Origin of the sequence: Enterobacter sp. CC120223-11 (assembly GCF_900215375.1) — a bacterium.
Lineage (GTDB): Bacteria > Pseudomonadota > Gammaproteobacteria > Enterobacterales > Enterobacteriaceae > Scandinavium.
In genome coordinates this window covers 1-12,787 of the sequence record NZ_OBEF01000029.1, presented here as the reverse complement: position 1 = coordinate 12,787, position 12,787 = coordinate 1, and the positions used below count along the sequence as shown (strand labels likewise).

Sequence of the window (12,787 nt, the reverse complement as noted above, 5' to 3'; positions counted from 1 at the left end):
CGACCATTAACGGCCATAGCCTTTCAGGTTCGCCTTCTTCAATGCAGACTCGTACTGACTTGACATCATCAGAGTTTGCACTTGAGCCATAAAGTCCATAATCACGACAACAACGATGAGCAGTGATGTTCCACCAAAGTAGAACGGCACTTTCATTGCATCACGCATGAACTCCGGGATCAGGCAGATAAAAGTGATGTACAACGCACCGACCAAAGTCAGGCGAGTCATTACTTTATCGATATACTTCGCCGTTTGTTCTCCCGGACGAATTCCTGGTACGAATGCACCGGACTTCTTCAGGTTATCTGCTGTTTCACGCGGGTTGAAAACCAACGCCGTGTAGAAGAAACAGAAGAAGATGATTGCAGACGCATAGAGTAACACATAAAGCGGTTGCCCAGGCTGCAAATACAGCGAAATTGTTGTCAGCCAGTTCCAACCAGTACCGCCCCCGAACCATGACGCGATGGTCGCCGGGAACAGAATAATACTGGAAGCGAAGATTGCCGGGATTACCCCCGCCATATTCACTTTCAGCGGCAAATGTGTGCTCTGTGCAGCATAGACACGACGACCTTGCTGGCGTTTCGCGTAGTTTACCACAATGCGGCGTTGACCACGTTCAACAAACACAACAAAGAAGGTCACTGCAAATACTAATACTGCAACCAACAGCAACAGGAGGAAGTGCAGGTCGCCTTGACGCGCTTGCTCGATAGTATGGGCGATGGCTGGCGGGAGACCCGCAACGATACCGGCGAAGATAATGATTGAGATACCGTTACCGATACCACGTTCAGTAATCTGTTCGCCGAGCCACATCAGGAACATTGTCCCCGTGACCAGACTTACAACAGCGGTGAAATAGAATGCAAAGCCAGGATTAATCACCAGGCCTTGCATACCAGGCATATTCGGCAAACCGGTAGCAATACCGGTTGCCTGGAATATAGCCAGCACCAGAGTGCCGTAGCGGGTGTACTGACTGATCTTACGACGGCCAGATTCCCCTTCCTTCTTAATCTCTGCCAGCGTCGGGTGAACCACCGTCAGCAGCTGGATAATGATCGATGCCGAAATGTACGGCATGATACCCAAAGCAAAGATAGAAGCACGGCTGAGAGCACCACCAGAGAACATGTTAAACATCTCAATGATGGTGCCTCGCTGTTGCTCAAGCAGTTTGGCAAGTACAGCGGCATCAATACCAGGGATAGGAATAAAAGAGCCAATACGGAACACGATAAGCGCACCGATAACAAACAGCAGTCTGCGTTTCAGCTCGCCTAAGCCACCTTTGGCACTTTGAAAATCTAATCCCGGTTGTTTAGCCATCTGCTACTTATTCCTCGATTTTACCGCCAGCAGCTTCGATAGCAGCACGAGCGCCTTTAGTCACGCGCAGGCCGTTAACAGTTACCGGACGAGTTACTTCACCAGCCAGAATCACTTTCGCGAATTCAATCTGGATGCCGATAATGTTAGCCGCTTTCAGCGTGTTCAGGTCAACTACGTCGCCTTCTACTTTAGCCAGATCAGACAGACGAACTTCGGCTGTGATCATTGCTTTGCGTGAAGTGAAACCGAACTTCGGCAGACGACGGTACAGAGGCATCTGACCACCCTCGAAACCGCGACGTACGCCACCGCCAGAACGAGAGTTCTGACCTTTGTGACCACGACCACCGGTTTTACCGAGGCCAGAACCGATACCACGACCCAGGCGTTTACCCGCCTTTTTAGAGCCTTCGGCCGGAGACAGAGTATTTAAACGCATCTCTTACTCCTCAACTTTAACCATGTAGGAAACCGCGTTGACCATACCACGTACAGCAGGAGTATCCTCGCGCTCTACGGTGTGGCCAATACGACGCAGACCCAGGCCAAGCAGCGTTGCCTTGTGTTTCGGCAGACGACCGATTGCACTGCGGGTTTGAGTAATTTTAATAGTCTTTGCCATGGTCATTACCCCAGAATTTCTTCAACGGATTTACCACGCTTGGCAGCGACCATTTCTGGAGAATTCATATTTTCCAGGCCATCGATAGTTGCACGAACCACGTTAATCGGGTTGGTGGAACCATACGCTTTAGCCAGTACGTTATGAACTCCAGCGACTTCGAGGACGGCGCGCATTGCACCACCGGCGATGATACCGGTACCTTCAGAAGCCGGCTGCATGAAGACACGAGAACCCGTGTGAACACCTTTAACAGGGTGTTGCAGGGTGCCGTGGTTCAGCGCGACGTTAATCATATTGCGACGGGCTTTTTCCATCGCTTTCTGGATCGCTGCTGGAACTTCACGCGCTTTACCGTAACCAAAACCAACGCGACCGTTACCATCGCCTACTACAGTCAGAGCTGTGAAGGAGAAAATACGACCACCTTTTACGGTTTTAGATACGCGGTTAACCGCGATCAGCTTTTCCTGCAGTTCGCCAGCTTGTTTTTCGATGTGCGACATCTTACACCTCTACCTTAGAACTGAAGGCCAGCTTCACGGGCAGCATCTGCCAGTGCCTGGACGCGACCATGATATTGGAACCCGGAACGGTCAAAAGAAACATCTTTGATGCCTTTTTCCAGAGCGCGTTCAGCGACAGCTTTACCTACAGCTGCTGCAGCGTCTTTGTTACCGGTATACTTCAGTTGTTCAGCGATAGCTTTTTCTACAGTAGAAGCAGCTACCAGAACTTCAGAACCATTCGGTGCAATTACCTGTGCGTAAATATGACGCGGGGTACGATGTACCACCAGGCGAGTTGCCCCCAGCTCCTGGAGCTTGCGGCGTGCGCGGGTCGCACGACGGATACGAGCAGATTTCTTATCCATAGTGTTACCTTACTTCTTCTTAGCCTCTTTGGTACGCACGACTTCGTCGGCGTAACGAACACCCTTGCCTTTGTAAGGCTCAGGACGACGGTAGGCGCGCAGATCTGCTGCAACCTGACCGATCACCTGCTTATCAGCACCTTTCAGTACGATTTCAGTTTGAGTCGGGCATTCTGCAGTAATACCTGCTGGCAGCTGATGTTCTACAGGGTGAGAGAAACCTAAAGACAGGTTTACTGCATTCCCTTTAACTGCTGCACGATAACCTACACCAACCAGCTGCAGCTTCTTAGTGAAGCCTTCGGTAACACCGATAACCATTGAGTTAAGCAGGGCACGCGCGGTACCAGCCTGAGCCCAACCATCCACGAAACCATCACGTGGACCGAAGGTCAGAGCATTGTCAGCTTGTTTAACTTCAACAGCATCGTTGATGGTGCGAGTCAGCTCGCCATTTTTACCTTTGATCGTAATAACCTGACCGTTGATTTTTACATCAACGCCGGCAGGAACAACGACCGGTGCTTTAGCAACACGAGACATTTTTTCCTCCGATTAGGCTACGTAGCAGATAATTTCGCCACCAAGACCAGCCTGGCGCGCTGCACGATCGGTCATAACACCTTTAGAGGTAGAAATCACCGCGATACCCAGACCCGCCATTACTTTAGGCAGCTCATCTTTTTTCTTATAGATGCGCAGACCTGGGCGGCTGACACGCTGAATGCTTTCTACAACAGCTTTACCCTGGAAGTACTTGAGAGTCACTTCCAGTTCCGGCTTGGTGTCGCCTTCAACTTTAAATTCTTCAATAAAACCTTCTTCCTTCAGCACGTTGGCAATTGCCACTTTCAGCTTGGAGGAAGGCATGGTGACCGCAGCTTTGTTCGCGGCCTGACCGTTACGGATACGGGTCAGCATATCCGCGATCGGATCTTGCATGCTCATCTGTCTTTACTCCCGTGATTCAATTGGTGACAATTACCAGCTAGCCTTTTTCAAGCCAGGTACTTCACCGCGCATTGCGGCTTCACGAAGCTTGATACGGCTCAACCCGAACTTGCCCACATAACCATGTGGACGACCAGTCTGGCGGCAGCGGTTACGCTGACGGGACGGGCTGGAATCACGCGGCAGACTCTGCAGCTTCAGAACTGCGTTCCAACGATCTTCGTCGGAAGCGTTAACGTCAGAGATGATCGCTTTCAGTTCAGCGCGTTTCGCGAAGTATTTTTCAGCTAAAGCTACGCGTTTAACTTCGCGTGCTTTCATTGATTGCTTAGCCATTAAGTAACCCTACCTTACTTGCGGAACGGGAAGTCAAAGGCAGCCAGCAGAGCACGGCCTTCTTCGTCAGAATTCGCAGTAGTGGTGATGGTAATATCCAAACCACGTACGCGGTCGACTTTGTCATAGTCGATTTCTGGGAAGATGATCTGCTCACGGACACCCATGCTGTAGTTACCACGACCATCGAAAGACTTAGCGGACAGGCCACGGAAGTCACGAATACGTGGTACAGCAATAGTGATCAGGCGCTCAAGGAACTCCCACATGCGTTCGCCACGCAGAGTTACTTTACAGCCGATCGGATAGCCCTGACGGATTTTGAAGCCTGCAACTGATTTGCGTGCTTTGGTGATCAGCGGTTTTTGACCGGAGATTGCTGTCAGATCAGCTGCTGCGTTATCCAGCAGTTTCTTGTCAGCGATCGCTTCACCAACACCCATGTTCAGGGTGATCTTCTCGACCCGAGGGACTTGCATGACAGAATTGTAGTTAAACTCAGTCATGAGTTTCTTAACTACTTCGTCTTTGTAGTAATCATGCAGTTTCGCCATCGTACTACTCCAAATTACTTGATAGTTTCGCTGTTAGACTTGAAGAAACGGACTTTTTTGCCGTCTTCGAATCTAAAGCCTACACGGTCAGCCTTGCCGGTTGCCGCATTGAAGATTGCAACGTTGGAGATCTGAAGCGCAGCTTCTTTCTCAACGATGCCGCCTGGCTGGTTCAGAGCCGGTACAGGCTTCTGATGCTTTTTAACCAGGTTGATACCTTCAACAATGACCTTGCCGGAAGACAGGACATTCTTAACTTTACCGCGTTTACCTTTATCTTTACCGGTCAACACGATAACTTCGTCATCACGACGGATTTTCGCTGCCATGATTCGCTCCTTAGAGTACTTCTGGTGCCAGAGAGATAATTTTCATGAACTTTTCATTACGCAGTTCACGAGTTACCGGCCCAAAAATACGCGTGCCGATTGGCTGCTCGCTGTTATTGTTTAAAATAACGCATGCATTACCATCGAAGCGAATGACAGAACCGTCCGGGCGACGAACACCCTTCTTGGTGCGCACCACTACCGCTTTCAGTACGTCGCCTTTCTTCACCTTACCACGTGGAATTGCTTCCTTGATGGTAATCTTGATGATGTCGCCAACGCCTGCGTAGCGACGGTGCGAGCCACCCAGAACCTTGATACACATTACGCGACGTGCACCGGAGTTGTCGGCCACGTTCAGCATAGTCTGTTCTTGGATCATTTTAGTGCTCCGCTAATGTCAACTACTACTGAGACCCAATAAATCAGGGTCGTTAAAAAGCCCCATATCGAGGGCGCGGCATTATAACACCACTCACAAGATAAGGGTAGAAAAAATAAACGGCCCATCGCTGAGCCGTTTATTCATAGTGAGAAGAGGTACTGTATTACAGAACCGCTTTCTCTACAACGCGAACCAACGTCCAGGACTTAGTCTTGGACAGTGGACGGCATTCACGGATTTCAACCTTGTCGCCGATACCACATTCGTTGTTTTCGTCATGTACGTGCAGTTTGGTCGTACGTTTGATGAATTTCCCGTAGATCGGGTGCTTCACAACACGTTCGATGGCAACAACAATGGATTTCTCCATTTTGTCGCTGACAACGCGACCTTGCAGAGTACGGATTTTATCGGTCATTACGCACCCGCCTTCTGAGTCAGTAAAGTCTTAACACGTGCAACGTTACGACGAACCTGCTTCAGCAGGTGAGTCTGTTGCAGCTGGCCGCTTGCAGCCTGCATACGCAGGTTGAATTGCTCACGCAGCAGATTAAGCAGCTCGGTGTTCAGCTCTTCAACGCTCTTTTCACGCAGCTCATTTGCTTTCATTACATCACCGTCTTAGTTACAAAGGTGGTTTTGATAGGCAGTTTCGCTGCTGCCAGGCCGAAGGCTTCACGGGCCAGCTCTTCCGGTACGCCGTCCATTTCATACAGGACTTTACCCGGCTGAATCAAGGCAACCCAATACTCCACGTTACCTTTACCTTTACCCATACGAACTTCCAGCGGCTTCTCGGTAATTGGCTTGTCCGGGAATACACGGATCCAAATTTTACCTTGACGCTTAACTGCACGGGTCATAGCACGACGTGCTGCTTCGATCTGACGTGCAGTCAGACGACCACGGCCAACAGCTTTCAGACCGAAAGTGCCGAAGCTAACATCCGTACCCTGCGCCAGACCACGGTTGCGGCCTTTGTGCACTTTACGGAATTTTGTACGCTTTGGTTGTAACATCAGCGACGCTCCTTATTTACGGCCTTTACGCTGCTGCTTTTTAGGTTGAGCAGCCGGTTCCGGTTGTTCAACAGCAGCCATACCACCCAGGATCTCGCCTTTGAAGATCCATACCTTAACGCCGATTACACCGTAAGTGGTGTGCGCTTCAGAGGTGTTGTAGTCAATGTCAGCACGCAGAGTGTGCAGAGGTACGCGACCTTCGCGGTACCATTCGGTACGTGCGATTTCCGCGCCGCCCAGACGGCCGCTAACTTCAACTTTGATACCCTTCGCGCCCAGACGCATTGCGTTCTGAACAGCACGCTTCATAGCACGACGGAACATAACGCGACGTTCCAGCTGAGAAGTGATGCTGTCAGCAACCAATTTAGCGTCCAGTTCTGGCTTACGAACTTCGGCGATGTTGATCTGTGCAGGAACGCCAGCGATATCCGCTACGACCTTGCGCAGTTTTTCTACGTCTTCGCCTTTCTTACCGATAACGATACCCGGGCGAGCAGTGTGAATGGTCACACGGATGCTCTTAGCCGGACGCTCGATTACGATACGAGACACGGACGCTTTTGCCAGTTCCTTAGTCAGGTACTGACGTACTTTAAAATCGCTGTCCAGGTTGTCAGCGAATTCTTTGGTGTTCGCAAACCAGGTTGAGTTCCATGGTTTTACAATACCCAGGCGAATACCATTAGGATGTACTTTCTGACCCATTGCTAGTCTCCAGAGTCTCAGCGATCGGACACAACCACAGTAATGTGGCTGGTGCGCTTCAGGATGCGATCTGCACGACCTTTCGCACGCGGCATAATGCGCTTCATGCTTGGGCCTTCATCTACGAAAATTTTCGTGACTTTCAGATCGTCGATGTCAGCGCCATCGTTGTGTTCAGCGTTAGCAATGGCAGATTCCAGTACTTTCTTAACCAATACCGCAGCTTTCTTGTTGGTATAGGTCAGGATGTCCAGGGCCTGCGACACTTTCTTACCGCGAATCAGGTCAGCAACAAGGCGAACCTTCTGAGCAGAAGAACGAGCATGGCGATGTTGAGCTAAAGTTTCCATCTCTTCCTCCTACCTTATTTCTTCTTCGCTTTTTTATCAGCAGCGTGGCCGCGATAAGTACGAGTCGGTGCGAATTCACCCAGTTTGTGACCGACCATTTCATCGGAAACAAAGACTGGAACGTGCTGACGACCATTATGGACAGCGATGGTCAAACCGATCATGTTAGGAAAGATCGTTGAACGACGGGACCAAGTGCGCAGGGGCTTCTTGTCTCCGCTTTCCACCGCTTTCTCTACCTTCTTCAGCAAGTGCAGGTCAATAAAAGGACCTTTCTTGAGAGAACGTGGCATGGCTTATCCTCTAAAATTATTTGCTACGGCGACGTACGATAAATTTATCAGTACGCTTGTTGCTGCGGGTCTTCTTACCTTTGGTCTGAACGCCCCACGGAGTTACCGGGTGCTTACCAAAGTTACGACCTTCACCACCACCATGTGGGTGATCGACTGGGTTCATCGCAGTACCGCGAACGGTAGGACGAACACCACGCCAGCGTGCAGCACCTGCTTTACCCAGAACGCGCAGCATATGCTCAGCATTGCCAACTTCGCCCAGGGTTGCACGGCAGTCTGCTTCGACTTTACGCATTTCACCAGAACGCAGACGCAGGGTGACATAAGCACCGTCGCGAGCAATGATCTGAACGTAAGTACCAGCGGAACGTGCCAGCTGACCGCCTTTACCTGGTTTCATTTCTACGTTATGAACGGTAGAACCAACCGGGATATTGCGCATCGGCAGGGTGTTACCTGCTTTGATTGCAGCATCAACGCCAGACTGAATCTGGTCGCCAGCTTTCAGGCCTTTAGGGGCCAGGATGTAACGGCGTTCGCCATCTTTGTACAGAACCAGCGCGATGTTCGCGGAACGGTTCGGATCGTACTCAAGACGCTCAACAACTGCTGGGATACCGTCTTTGTTGCGTTTGAAGTCAACAATACGATAAGCCTGCTTGTGGCCACCACCAATGTGACGAGTGGTGATACGGCCATTGTTGTTACGACCACCGGATTTGCTGTTTTTTTCCAGCAACGGAGCAAAAGGTTTGCCCTTGTGCAGCTCAGGGTTAACCACTTTAACAACGTGGCGACGACCCGGAGATGTCGGTTTACATTTAACAACTGCCATTGTATTACTCCTCCGACTTACTCAGCGCCGCCAACGAAGTCCAGATTCTGGCCTTCTTTCAGGGTGACGTAAGCTTTTTTCCAGTCGCTACGACGACCGATACGCTGTCCTTGACGTTTAACTTTCCCTTTAACTACCAGGGTGTTAACGACTTCGACTTCGACTTCAAACAGTTTCTGCACAGCAGCTTTGATTTCTGCTTTAGTCGCGTCTTTAGCAACTTTGAGAACGATGGTATTGGTTTTTTCCATCGCAGCAGACGCTTTTTCAGAAACGTGCGGTGCACGAAGCACCTTCAGCAGACGTTCTTCACGAATCATGCCAGCATCTCCTCAACTTGCTTAACAGCCTCAGCAGTCATTACGACTTTGTCGAAGGCGATCAGGCTAACCGGGTCGATACCAGTTGCATCGCGTACGTCAACCTTGTGCAGGTTGCGCGCAGCCAGGAACAGGTTCTCGTCCAGCTCACCGGTGATGATCAGCACATCTTCCAGAGCCATGTCTTTCAGTTTCTGTGCCAGCAGCTTAGTTTTAGGCGCTTCTACAGAGAACGTCTCGACAACGATCAGACGATCCTGACGTACCAGTTCGGACAGGATGCTTTTCAGCGCGCCGCGGTACATCTTTTTGTTTACTTTTTGACTGTGGTCCTGCGGGCGAGCAGCGAAGGTTACGCCACCGGAACGCCAGATCGGGCTCTTGATAGAACCTGAACGCGCACGGCCGGTACCTTTCTGGCGCCACGGCTTTTTGCCGGAACCAGTGACTTCAGCACGAGTCTTCTGAGCACGAGTACCCTGACGAGCACCAGCTGCATAAGCAACAACAACCTGGTGAACCAGCGCTTCGTTGAAATCACGACCGAAGGTAGTTTCGGAAACAGTCAGCGCGCTCTGCGCGTCTTTCAATACTAATTCCATTGCTATCCCCTTACGCCTTCACAGCTGGTTTAACGATCAGGTCGCTACCGGTTGCACCCGGGACAGCACCTTTAACCAGCAGCAGGTTGCGCTCAGCGTCAACACGTACTACGTCCAGGCTCTGAACAGTGACACGCTCATTACCCAGCTGACCTGCCATTTTCTTGCCTTTGAACACTTTGCCCGGAGTCTGGTTCTGACCGATAGAACCCGGAACGCGGTGAGACAAGGAGTTACCGTGGGTAGCGTCCTGGGTACGGAAGTTCCAGCGCTTAACGGTACCGGCGAAACCTTTACCTTTAGAGGTACCGGTTACGTCAACTTTTTTAACTTCAGCAAACAGCTCAACGCTAATGTCCTGACCTACGGTGAACTCTTCGCCTTCAGCAAGACGGAATTCCCACAGACCACGGCCAGCTTCAACGCCAGCTTTAGCGAAGTGACCCGCTTCTGGTTTGGTTACACGGTTAGCTTTTTTAGCACCAGTGGTCACCTGAACAGCGCGGTAGCCATCGTTAGCCAGATCTTTAACCTGAGTAACGCGGTTTGCTTCAACTTCGATTACGGTTACTGGGATAGAAACGCCATCTTCAGTGAAGATGCGGGTCATACCCACTTTTTTACCGACTAAACCAATCATTGTTTCAACCTCTCAATCGCTCGATGACCTGATTAACCCAGGCTGATCTGCACGTCTACACCGGCAGCCAGGTCCAGACGCATCAGAGCATCAACGGTTTTCTCGGTTGGCTCAACGATGTCAACCAGACGCTTGTGAGTACGAATCTCGTACTGATCACGCGCGTCTTTGTTAACGTGCGGGGAGATCAGAACGGTGAAACGCTCTTTGCGGGTCGGCAGCGGGATCGGACCACGGACCTGCGCACCAGTGCGCTTGGCAGTCTCGACGATTTCCGCGGTTGATTGATCGATCAGACGATGATCAAACGCTTTCAGGCGGATACGGATTCTTTGGTTCTGCATGAGACCAGAGCTCCAATTATTTTATAAACGAAAATGATTACTACTCAAACCCATTACGATTGATGGGAGAGTGTAACCGTTCTTACGTAGCCTCCCAATTGGAGGCATTGTCGACAGTAAACTGCACTGCCGGAGTTCATATCGAACTCGCTGTCAATTTTGACAAGCCCGCGCATTATACGTAAATCTGGCGATGAAGCAAGTGGTGATTATAAATCCGCCATTTCTGTTCTGCGTAGCTCCTCGCAATTTGATGCGCAAAATCTGCTCGCAGCAGAAATTCTCTGGAAAGTAGCGTGGAAAATGACACTTCCCGGTTTGCGCGGCTCATCCCCCCGGCGAAATACTTCCGGCCTCGGCTCATTACAGGAATCACCCGATGCCCGGTTATGGTTATCCCTTCGTCCTTCTCTATATTCTGTTACTGGTCATTCTTGCCTGGCGGGATTACAAGACAGGGCTGCTACCTGACAGCCTTACCTGCCCTCTTCTGTGGTGCGGTTTACTGTTTCATGTTCTGCTCTGGCCGGAAAAGTTGGATACCGCAGTTGTCGGAGCGATTGCCGGATACAGTTCACTTGCTCTGACATATTGGCTCTATCGTGGTATTCGTCGAAGAGAAGGCATCGGGTACGGAGACTTGAAGTTTTTTGCCGCGCTGGGGGCATGGCATGGCTGGCAACAGCTCCCGTTGTTAATTACCCTGGCAACGGGTCTGGCGCTCCTGTTTGTCGTTGTCATGCTGGTCGTTAAACGTTCGGGGCAGGTACTAAAAAACCCGCTGCGTTTTGGCCCATTTCTGAGCGCAGCGGGCTTGATTCTGGGGTGGCAGAGTTGGGCTACTCTTCCACTTTGATCTGTGATTGCAGGTAGTTCTGAATACCTAGTTTGCCAATCAAATCGAGCTCTGTTTCAAGCCAGTCGATGTGCCCTTCTTCATCGGCCAGGATCTCGATCATCATGTCGCGACTGACATAGTCATGAACGGTATCTGCATAAGCGATCGCTTCACGAAGATCTTTGGCGCCCTCAAGTTCGAGTCTGAGGTCGGACTGCAGCATTTCTTCGACATCTTCGCCGATGCCCAGTTTGCCGAGATCCTGCAAATTAGGAATGCCTTCGAGAAACAAAATACGCTCGATATATTTATCAGCATGTTTCATCTCATCAATGGATTCATGGTACTCGACATCGTTGAGACGCGTCAGGCCCCAGTTTTTGAACATTCTCGCATGGAGAAAGTATTGATTGATTGCGACAAGCTCATTTCCCAATAATTTATTGAGATGACTTATGATCTTAACATCACCTTTCATTATGTAGTCCCTCCGCTTCCACTCATAGAAGCGTAGATCGGGCTACGGGGATGTCAAAAAGAAAGGAGGGTACTCAGGCAGTCTCTTTAAATTCTGGCATCTGGGTTAATTCATCTTGCATGATTTCACGTGCGGCGCGAATACACTTACCGCATTGATTTCCCACAGGAATAAATTTACGGAGTTGTTGAAAAGATTGCGGATGAAACTGACGTACAGCCTGCCGAATTTTTTTATCGCTTACACCATTACACAAACAAACGTACATGATCGCTCCCGTTCAATTTATGCTCAAAGTGTAAATGAGAATAGTTATGATTACAATAGCACAAATTAAGAACCGGTGCAGGAGATCGCATCGAAAATGCAAACAACTGTGTCACGGGTATATTACAGGCAGCAAAAAGGGCGCCGAAGCGCCCTTTTCTATTCAAAACTAATTACGAATAATTAGCCCAGAACTTTAGCAACAACGCCCGCGCCTACGGTACGGCCGCCTTCACGGATTGCGAAACGCAGACCGTCGTCCATCGCGATTGGGTGGATCAGAGTCACAACCATCTTGATGTTGTCGCCTGGCATTACCATCTCTACGCCTTCTGGCAGTTCGATGGTACCGGTCACGTCAGTTGTACGGAAGTAGAACTGTGGACGGTAGCCTTTGAAGAACGGAGTATGACGGCCGCCTTCGTCTTTGGACAGGATGTACACTTCAGATTCGAACTTGGTGTGTGGCTTGATGGAGCCTGGCTTCGCCAGTACCTGACCACGTTCGATTTCTTCACGTTTGATACCACGCAGCAGAACACCTACGTTCTCACCAGCACGGCCTTCGTCCAGCAGTTTGCGGAACATTTCAACGCCAGTACAGGTGGTTTTCGCGGTTTCTTTGATACCAACGATTTCAACTTCTTCACCCACTTTAACGATACCGCGCTCTACACGACCGGTAACAACGGTAC

26 protein-coding genes are annotated in these 12,787 nt (G+C 50.3%); 1 reads left to right on the top strand and 25 read right to left on the bottom strand.

What is annotated here, in order from left to right:
- Positions 1–6 precede the first annotated feature (6 nt).
- The 22 genes from secY to rpsJ form a co-directional block, all read right to left on the bottom strand.
- Positions 7–1,338, bottom strand: coding sequence for a preprotein translocase subunit SecY (gene secY, locus CRO87_RS21910; protein ID WP_097165005.1), 1,332 nt, complete (start codon positions 1,336–1,338; stop codon positions 7–9).
- Between the two features lie 7 nt (positions 1,339–1,345).
- Complete coding sequence (gene rplO / locus CRO87_RS21905; protein ID WP_097165004.1) at positions 1,346–1,780, bottom strand: 50S ribosomal protein L15; 435 nt, start codon at positions 1,778–1,780, stop codon at positions 1,346–1,348.
- Between the two features lie 3 nt (positions 1,781–1,783).
- On the bottom strand, positions 1,784–1,963 hold the full coding sequence (rpmD, locus tag CRO87_RS21900) for a 50S ribosomal protein L30 (protein ID WP_004846568.1): 180 nt from the start codon (positions 1,961–1,963) through the stop codon (positions 1,784–1,786).
- 5 nt (positions 1,964–1,968) lie between these two features.
- Entirely contained in the window at positions 1,969–2,469 is a 501-nt protein-coding gene (rpsE, locus tag CRO87_RS21895; protein ID WP_097165003.1) for a 30S ribosomal protein S5, read from the bottom strand.
- 14 nt (positions 2,470–2,483) lie between these two features.
- On the bottom strand, positions 2,484–2,837 hold the full coding sequence (gene rplR / locus CRO87_RS21890; protein WP_000358960.1) for a 50S ribosomal protein L18: 354 nt from the start codon (positions 2,835–2,837) through the stop codon (positions 2,484–2,486).
- Between the two features lie 9 nt (positions 2,838–2,846).
- Entirely contained in the window at positions 2,847–3,380 is a 534-nt protein-coding gene (rplF, locus tag CRO87_RS21885) for a 50S ribosomal protein L6 (protein WP_097165002.1), read from the bottom strand.
- A 12-nt stretch (positions 3,381–3,392) separates the two neighbouring features.
- On the bottom strand, positions 3,393–3,785 hold the full coding sequence (gene rpsH / locus CRO87_RS21880) for a 30S ribosomal protein S8 (protein WP_097165001.1): 393 nt from the start codon (positions 3,783–3,785) through the stop codon (positions 3,393–3,395).
- Between the two features lie 33 nt (positions 3,786–3,818).
- Positions 3,819–4,124 (bottom strand): 30S ribosomal protein S14, encoded by a 306-nt coding sequence (gene rpsN, locus CRO87_RS21875; protein WP_074780832.1) that lies wholly within the window; start codon positions 4,122–4,124, stop codon positions 3,819–3,821.
- 14 nt (positions 4,125–4,138) lie between these two features.
- The gene (gene rplE, locus CRO87_RS21870) at positions 4,139–4,678 is read right to left on the bottom strand and encodes a 50S ribosomal protein L5 (protein ID WP_097165000.1); all 540 of its coding nucleotides are present in this window, start codon (positions 4,676–4,678) and stop codon (positions 4,139–4,141) included.
- A gap of 14 nt (positions 4,679–4,692) precedes the next feature.
- Positions 4,693–5,007, bottom strand: a complete 315-nt coding sequence (gene rplX, locus CRO87_RS21865) for a 50S ribosomal protein L24 (RefSeq protein WP_097164999.1) — start codon at positions 5,005–5,007, stop codon at positions 4,693–4,695.
- 10 nt (positions 5,008–5,017) lie between these two features.
- Entirely contained in the window at positions 5,018–5,389 is a 372-nt protein-coding gene (gene rplN, locus CRO87_RS21860) for a 50S ribosomal protein L14 (protein ID WP_000613954.1), read from the bottom strand.
- 166 nt (positions 5,390–5,555) lie between these two features.
- Positions 5,556–5,810 (bottom strand): 30S ribosomal protein S17, encoded by a 255-nt coding sequence (rpsQ, locus tag CRO87_RS21855; RefSeq protein WP_097164998.1) that lies wholly within the window; start codon positions 5,808–5,810, stop codon positions 5,556–5,558.
- Positions 5,810–6,001, bottom strand: a complete 192-nt coding sequence (gene rpmC / locus CRO87_RS21850) for a 50S ribosomal protein L29 (RefSeq protein ID WP_097164997.1) — start codon at positions 5,999–6,001, stop codon at positions 5,810–5,812. The genes rpsQ and rpmC overlap by 1 nt, the downstream gene beginning before the upstream one ends.
- The gene (rplP, locus tag CRO87_RS21845) at positions 6,001–6,411 is read right to left on the bottom strand and encodes a 50S ribosomal protein L16 (protein ID WP_002919759.1); all 411 of its coding nucleotides are present in this window, start codon (positions 6,409–6,411) and stop codon (positions 6,001–6,003) included. Before rplP ends, rpmC begins: the two co-directional genes overlap by 1 nt.
- Before the next feature lie 12 nt (positions 6,412–6,423).
- Entirely contained in the window at positions 6,424–7,122 is a 699-nt protein-coding gene (gene rpsC, locus CRO87_RS21840; RefSeq protein ID WP_006817277.1) for a 30S ribosomal protein S3, read from the bottom strand.
- A 17-nt stretch (positions 7,123–7,139) separates the two neighbouring features.
- Positions 7,140–7,472, bottom strand: coding sequence for a 50S ribosomal protein L22 (gene rplV, locus CRO87_RS21835; RefSeq protein WP_000448832.1), 333 nt, complete (start codon positions 7,470–7,472; stop codon positions 7,140–7,142).
- 14 nt (positions 7,473–7,486) lie between these two features.
- Positions 7,487–7,765 (bottom strand): 30S ribosomal protein S19, encoded by a 279-nt coding sequence (rpsS, locus tag CRO87_RS21830; protein WP_001138115.1) that lies wholly within the window; start codon positions 7,763–7,765, stop codon positions 7,487–7,489.
- Between the two features lie 16 nt (positions 7,766–7,781).
- Complete coding sequence (gene rplB / locus CRO87_RS21825) at positions 7,782–8,603, bottom strand: 50S ribosomal protein L2 (RefSeq protein WP_044183846.1); 822 nt, start codon at positions 8,601–8,603, stop codon at positions 7,782–7,784.
- Between the two features lie 17 nt (positions 8,604–8,620).
- On the bottom strand, positions 8,621–8,923 hold the full coding sequence (gene rplW / locus CRO87_RS21820) for a 50S ribosomal protein L23 (RefSeq protein WP_097164996.1): 303 nt from the start codon (positions 8,921–8,923) through the stop codon (positions 8,621–8,623).
- Positions 8,920–9,525 (bottom strand): 50S ribosomal protein L4, encoded by a 606-nt coding sequence (gene rplD, locus CRO87_RS21815; protein WP_097164995.1) that lies wholly within the window; start codon positions 9,523–9,525, stop codon positions 8,920–8,922. The genes rplW and rplD overlap by 4 nt, the downstream gene beginning before the upstream one ends.
- Positions 9,526–9,535: 10 nt before the next feature.
- Complete coding sequence (gene rplC, locus CRO87_RS21810) at positions 9,536–10,165, bottom strand: 50S ribosomal protein L3 (RefSeq protein WP_016538466.1); 630 nt, start codon at positions 10,163–10,165, stop codon at positions 9,536–9,538.
- 32 nt (positions 10,166–10,197) lie between these two features.
- Positions 10,198–10,509 (bottom strand): 30S ribosomal protein S10, encoded by a 312-nt coding sequence (gene rpsJ / locus CRO87_RS21805; protein ID WP_001181005.1) that lies wholly within the window; start codon positions 10,507–10,509, stop codon positions 10,198–10,200.
- Between the two features lie 379 nt (positions 10,510–10,888).
- Between rpsJ and CRO87_RS21800 the strand changes: the two genes are divergently transcribed.
- The gene (locus tag CRO87_RS21800; RefSeq protein WP_097164994.1) at positions 10,889–11,365 is read left to right on the top strand and encodes an A24 family peptidase; all 477 of its coding nucleotides are present in this window, start codon (positions 10,889–10,891) and stop codon (positions 11,363–11,365) included.
- Here the strand turns inward: CRO87_RS21800 and bfr are convergent.
- The 3 genes from bfr to CRO87_RS21780 form a co-directional block, all read right to left on the bottom strand.
- Positions 11,349–11,825 (bottom strand): bacterioferritin, encoded by a 477-nt coding sequence (bfr, locus tag CRO87_RS21795; protein WP_097164993.1) that lies wholly within the window; start codon positions 11,823–11,825, stop codon positions 11,349–11,351. The genes CRO87_RS21800 and bfr overlap by 17 nt on opposite strands.
- Positions 11,826–11,898: 73 nt before the next feature.
- Positions 11,899–12,093 (bottom strand): bacterioferritin-associated ferredoxin, encoded by a 195-nt coding sequence (gene bfd, locus CRO87_RS21790; RefSeq protein ID WP_097164992.1) that lies wholly within the window; start codon positions 12,091–12,093, stop codon positions 11,899–11,901.
- 182 nt (positions 12,094–12,275) lie between these two features.
- Positions 12,276–12,787 (bottom strand): EF-Tu/IF-2/RF-3 family GTPase (locus tag CRO87_RS21780; RefSeq protein WP_255252535.1); only part of this gene is annotated, 512 nt, incomplete at its 5' end.

Bases quoted from the DNA above. Each gene is read 5' to 3' on its own strand.
- secY (WP_097165005.1), bottom strand. From the start codon at position 1,338: ATGGCTAAACAACCGGGATTAGATTTTCAAAGTGCCAAAGGTGGCTTA.
- rplO (WP_097165004.1), bottom strand. From the start codon at position 1,780: ATGCGTTTAAATACTCTGTCTCCGGCCGAAGGCTCTAAAAAGGCGGGT.
- rpmD (WP_004846568.1), bottom strand. From the start codon at position 1,963: ATGGCAAAGACTATTAAAATTACTCAAACCCGCAGTGCAATCGGTCGT.
- rpsE (WP_097165003.1), bottom strand. From the start codon at position 2,469: ATGTCGCACATCGAAAAACAAGCTGGCGAACTGCAGGAAAAGCTGATC.
- rplR (WP_000358960.1), bottom strand. From the start codon at position 2,837: ATGGATAAGAAATCTGCTCGTATCCGTCGTGCGACCCGCGCACGCCGC.
- rplF (WP_097165002.1), bottom strand. From the start codon at position 3,380: ATGTCTCGTGTTGCTAAAGCACCGGTCGTTGTTCCTGCCGGCGTTGAT.
- rpsH (WP_097165001.1), bottom strand. From the start codon at position 3,785: ATGAGCATGCAAGATCCGATCGCGGATATGCTGACCCGTATCCGTAAC.
- rpsN (WP_074780832.1), bottom strand. From the start codon at position 4,124: ATGGCTAAGCAATCAATGAAAGCACGCGAAGTTAAACGCGTAGCTTTA.
- rplE (WP_097165000.1), bottom strand. From the start codon at position 4,678: ATGGCGAAACTGCATGATTACTACAAAGACGAAGTAGTTAAGAAACTC.
- rplX (WP_097164999.1), bottom strand. From the start codon at position 5,007: ATGGCAGCGAAAATCCGTCGTGATGACGAAGTTATCGTGTTGACCGGT.
- rplN (WP_000613954.1), bottom strand. From the start codon at position 5,389: ATGATCCAAGAACAGACTATGCTGAACGTGGCCGACAACTCCGGTGCA.
- rpsQ (WP_097164998.1), bottom strand. From the start codon at position 5,810: ATGACCGATAAAATCCGTACTCTGCAAGGTCGCGTTGTCAGCGACAAA.
- rpmC (WP_097164997.1), bottom strand. From the start codon at position 6,001: ATGAAAGCAAATGAGCTGCGTGAAAAGAGCGTTGAAGAGCTGAACACC.
- rplP (WP_002919759.1), bottom strand. From the start codon at position 6,411: ATGTTACAACCAAAGCGTACAAAATTCCGTAAAGTGCACAAAGGCCGC.
- rpsC (WP_006817277.1), bottom strand. From the start codon at position 7,122: ATGGGTCAGAAAGTACATCCTAATGGTATTCGCCTGGGTATTGTAAAA.
- rplV (WP_000448832.1), bottom strand. From the start codon at position 7,472: ATGGAAACTTTAGCTCAACATCGCCATGCTCGTTCTTCTGCTCAGAAG.
- rpsS (WP_001138115.1), bottom strand. From the start codon at position 7,765: ATGCCACGTTCTCTCAAGAAAGGTCCTTTTATTGACCTGCACTTGCTG.
- rplB (WP_044183846.1), bottom strand. From the start codon at position 8,603: ATGGCAGTTGTTAAATGTAAACCGACATCTCCGGGTCGTCGCCACGTT.
- rplW (WP_097164996.1), bottom strand. From the start codon at position 8,923: ATGATTCGTGAAGAACGTCTGCTGAAGGTGCTTCGTGCACCGCACGTT.
- rplD (WP_097164995.1), bottom strand. From the start codon at position 9,525: ATGGAATTAGTATTGAAAGACGCGCAGAGCGCGCTGACTGTTTCCGAA.
- rplC (WP_016538466.1), bottom strand. From the start codon at position 10,165: ATGATTGGTTTAGTCGGTAAAAAAGTGGGTATGACCCGCATCTTCACT.
- rpsJ (WP_001181005.1), bottom strand. From the start codon at position 10,509: ATGCAGAACCAAAGAATCCGTATCCGCCTGAAAGCGTTTGATCATCGT.
- CRO87_RS21800 (WP_097164994.1), top strand. From the start codon at position 10,889: ATGCCCGGTTATGGTTATCCCTTCGTCCTTCTCTATATTCTGTTACTG.
- bfr (WP_097164993.1), bottom strand. From the start codon at position 11,825: ATGAAAGGTGATGTTAAGATCATAAGTCATCTCAATAAATTATTGGGA.
- bfd (WP_097164992.1), bottom strand. From the start codon at position 12,093: ATGTACGTTTGTTTGTGTAATGGTGTAAGCGATAAAAAAATTCGGCAG.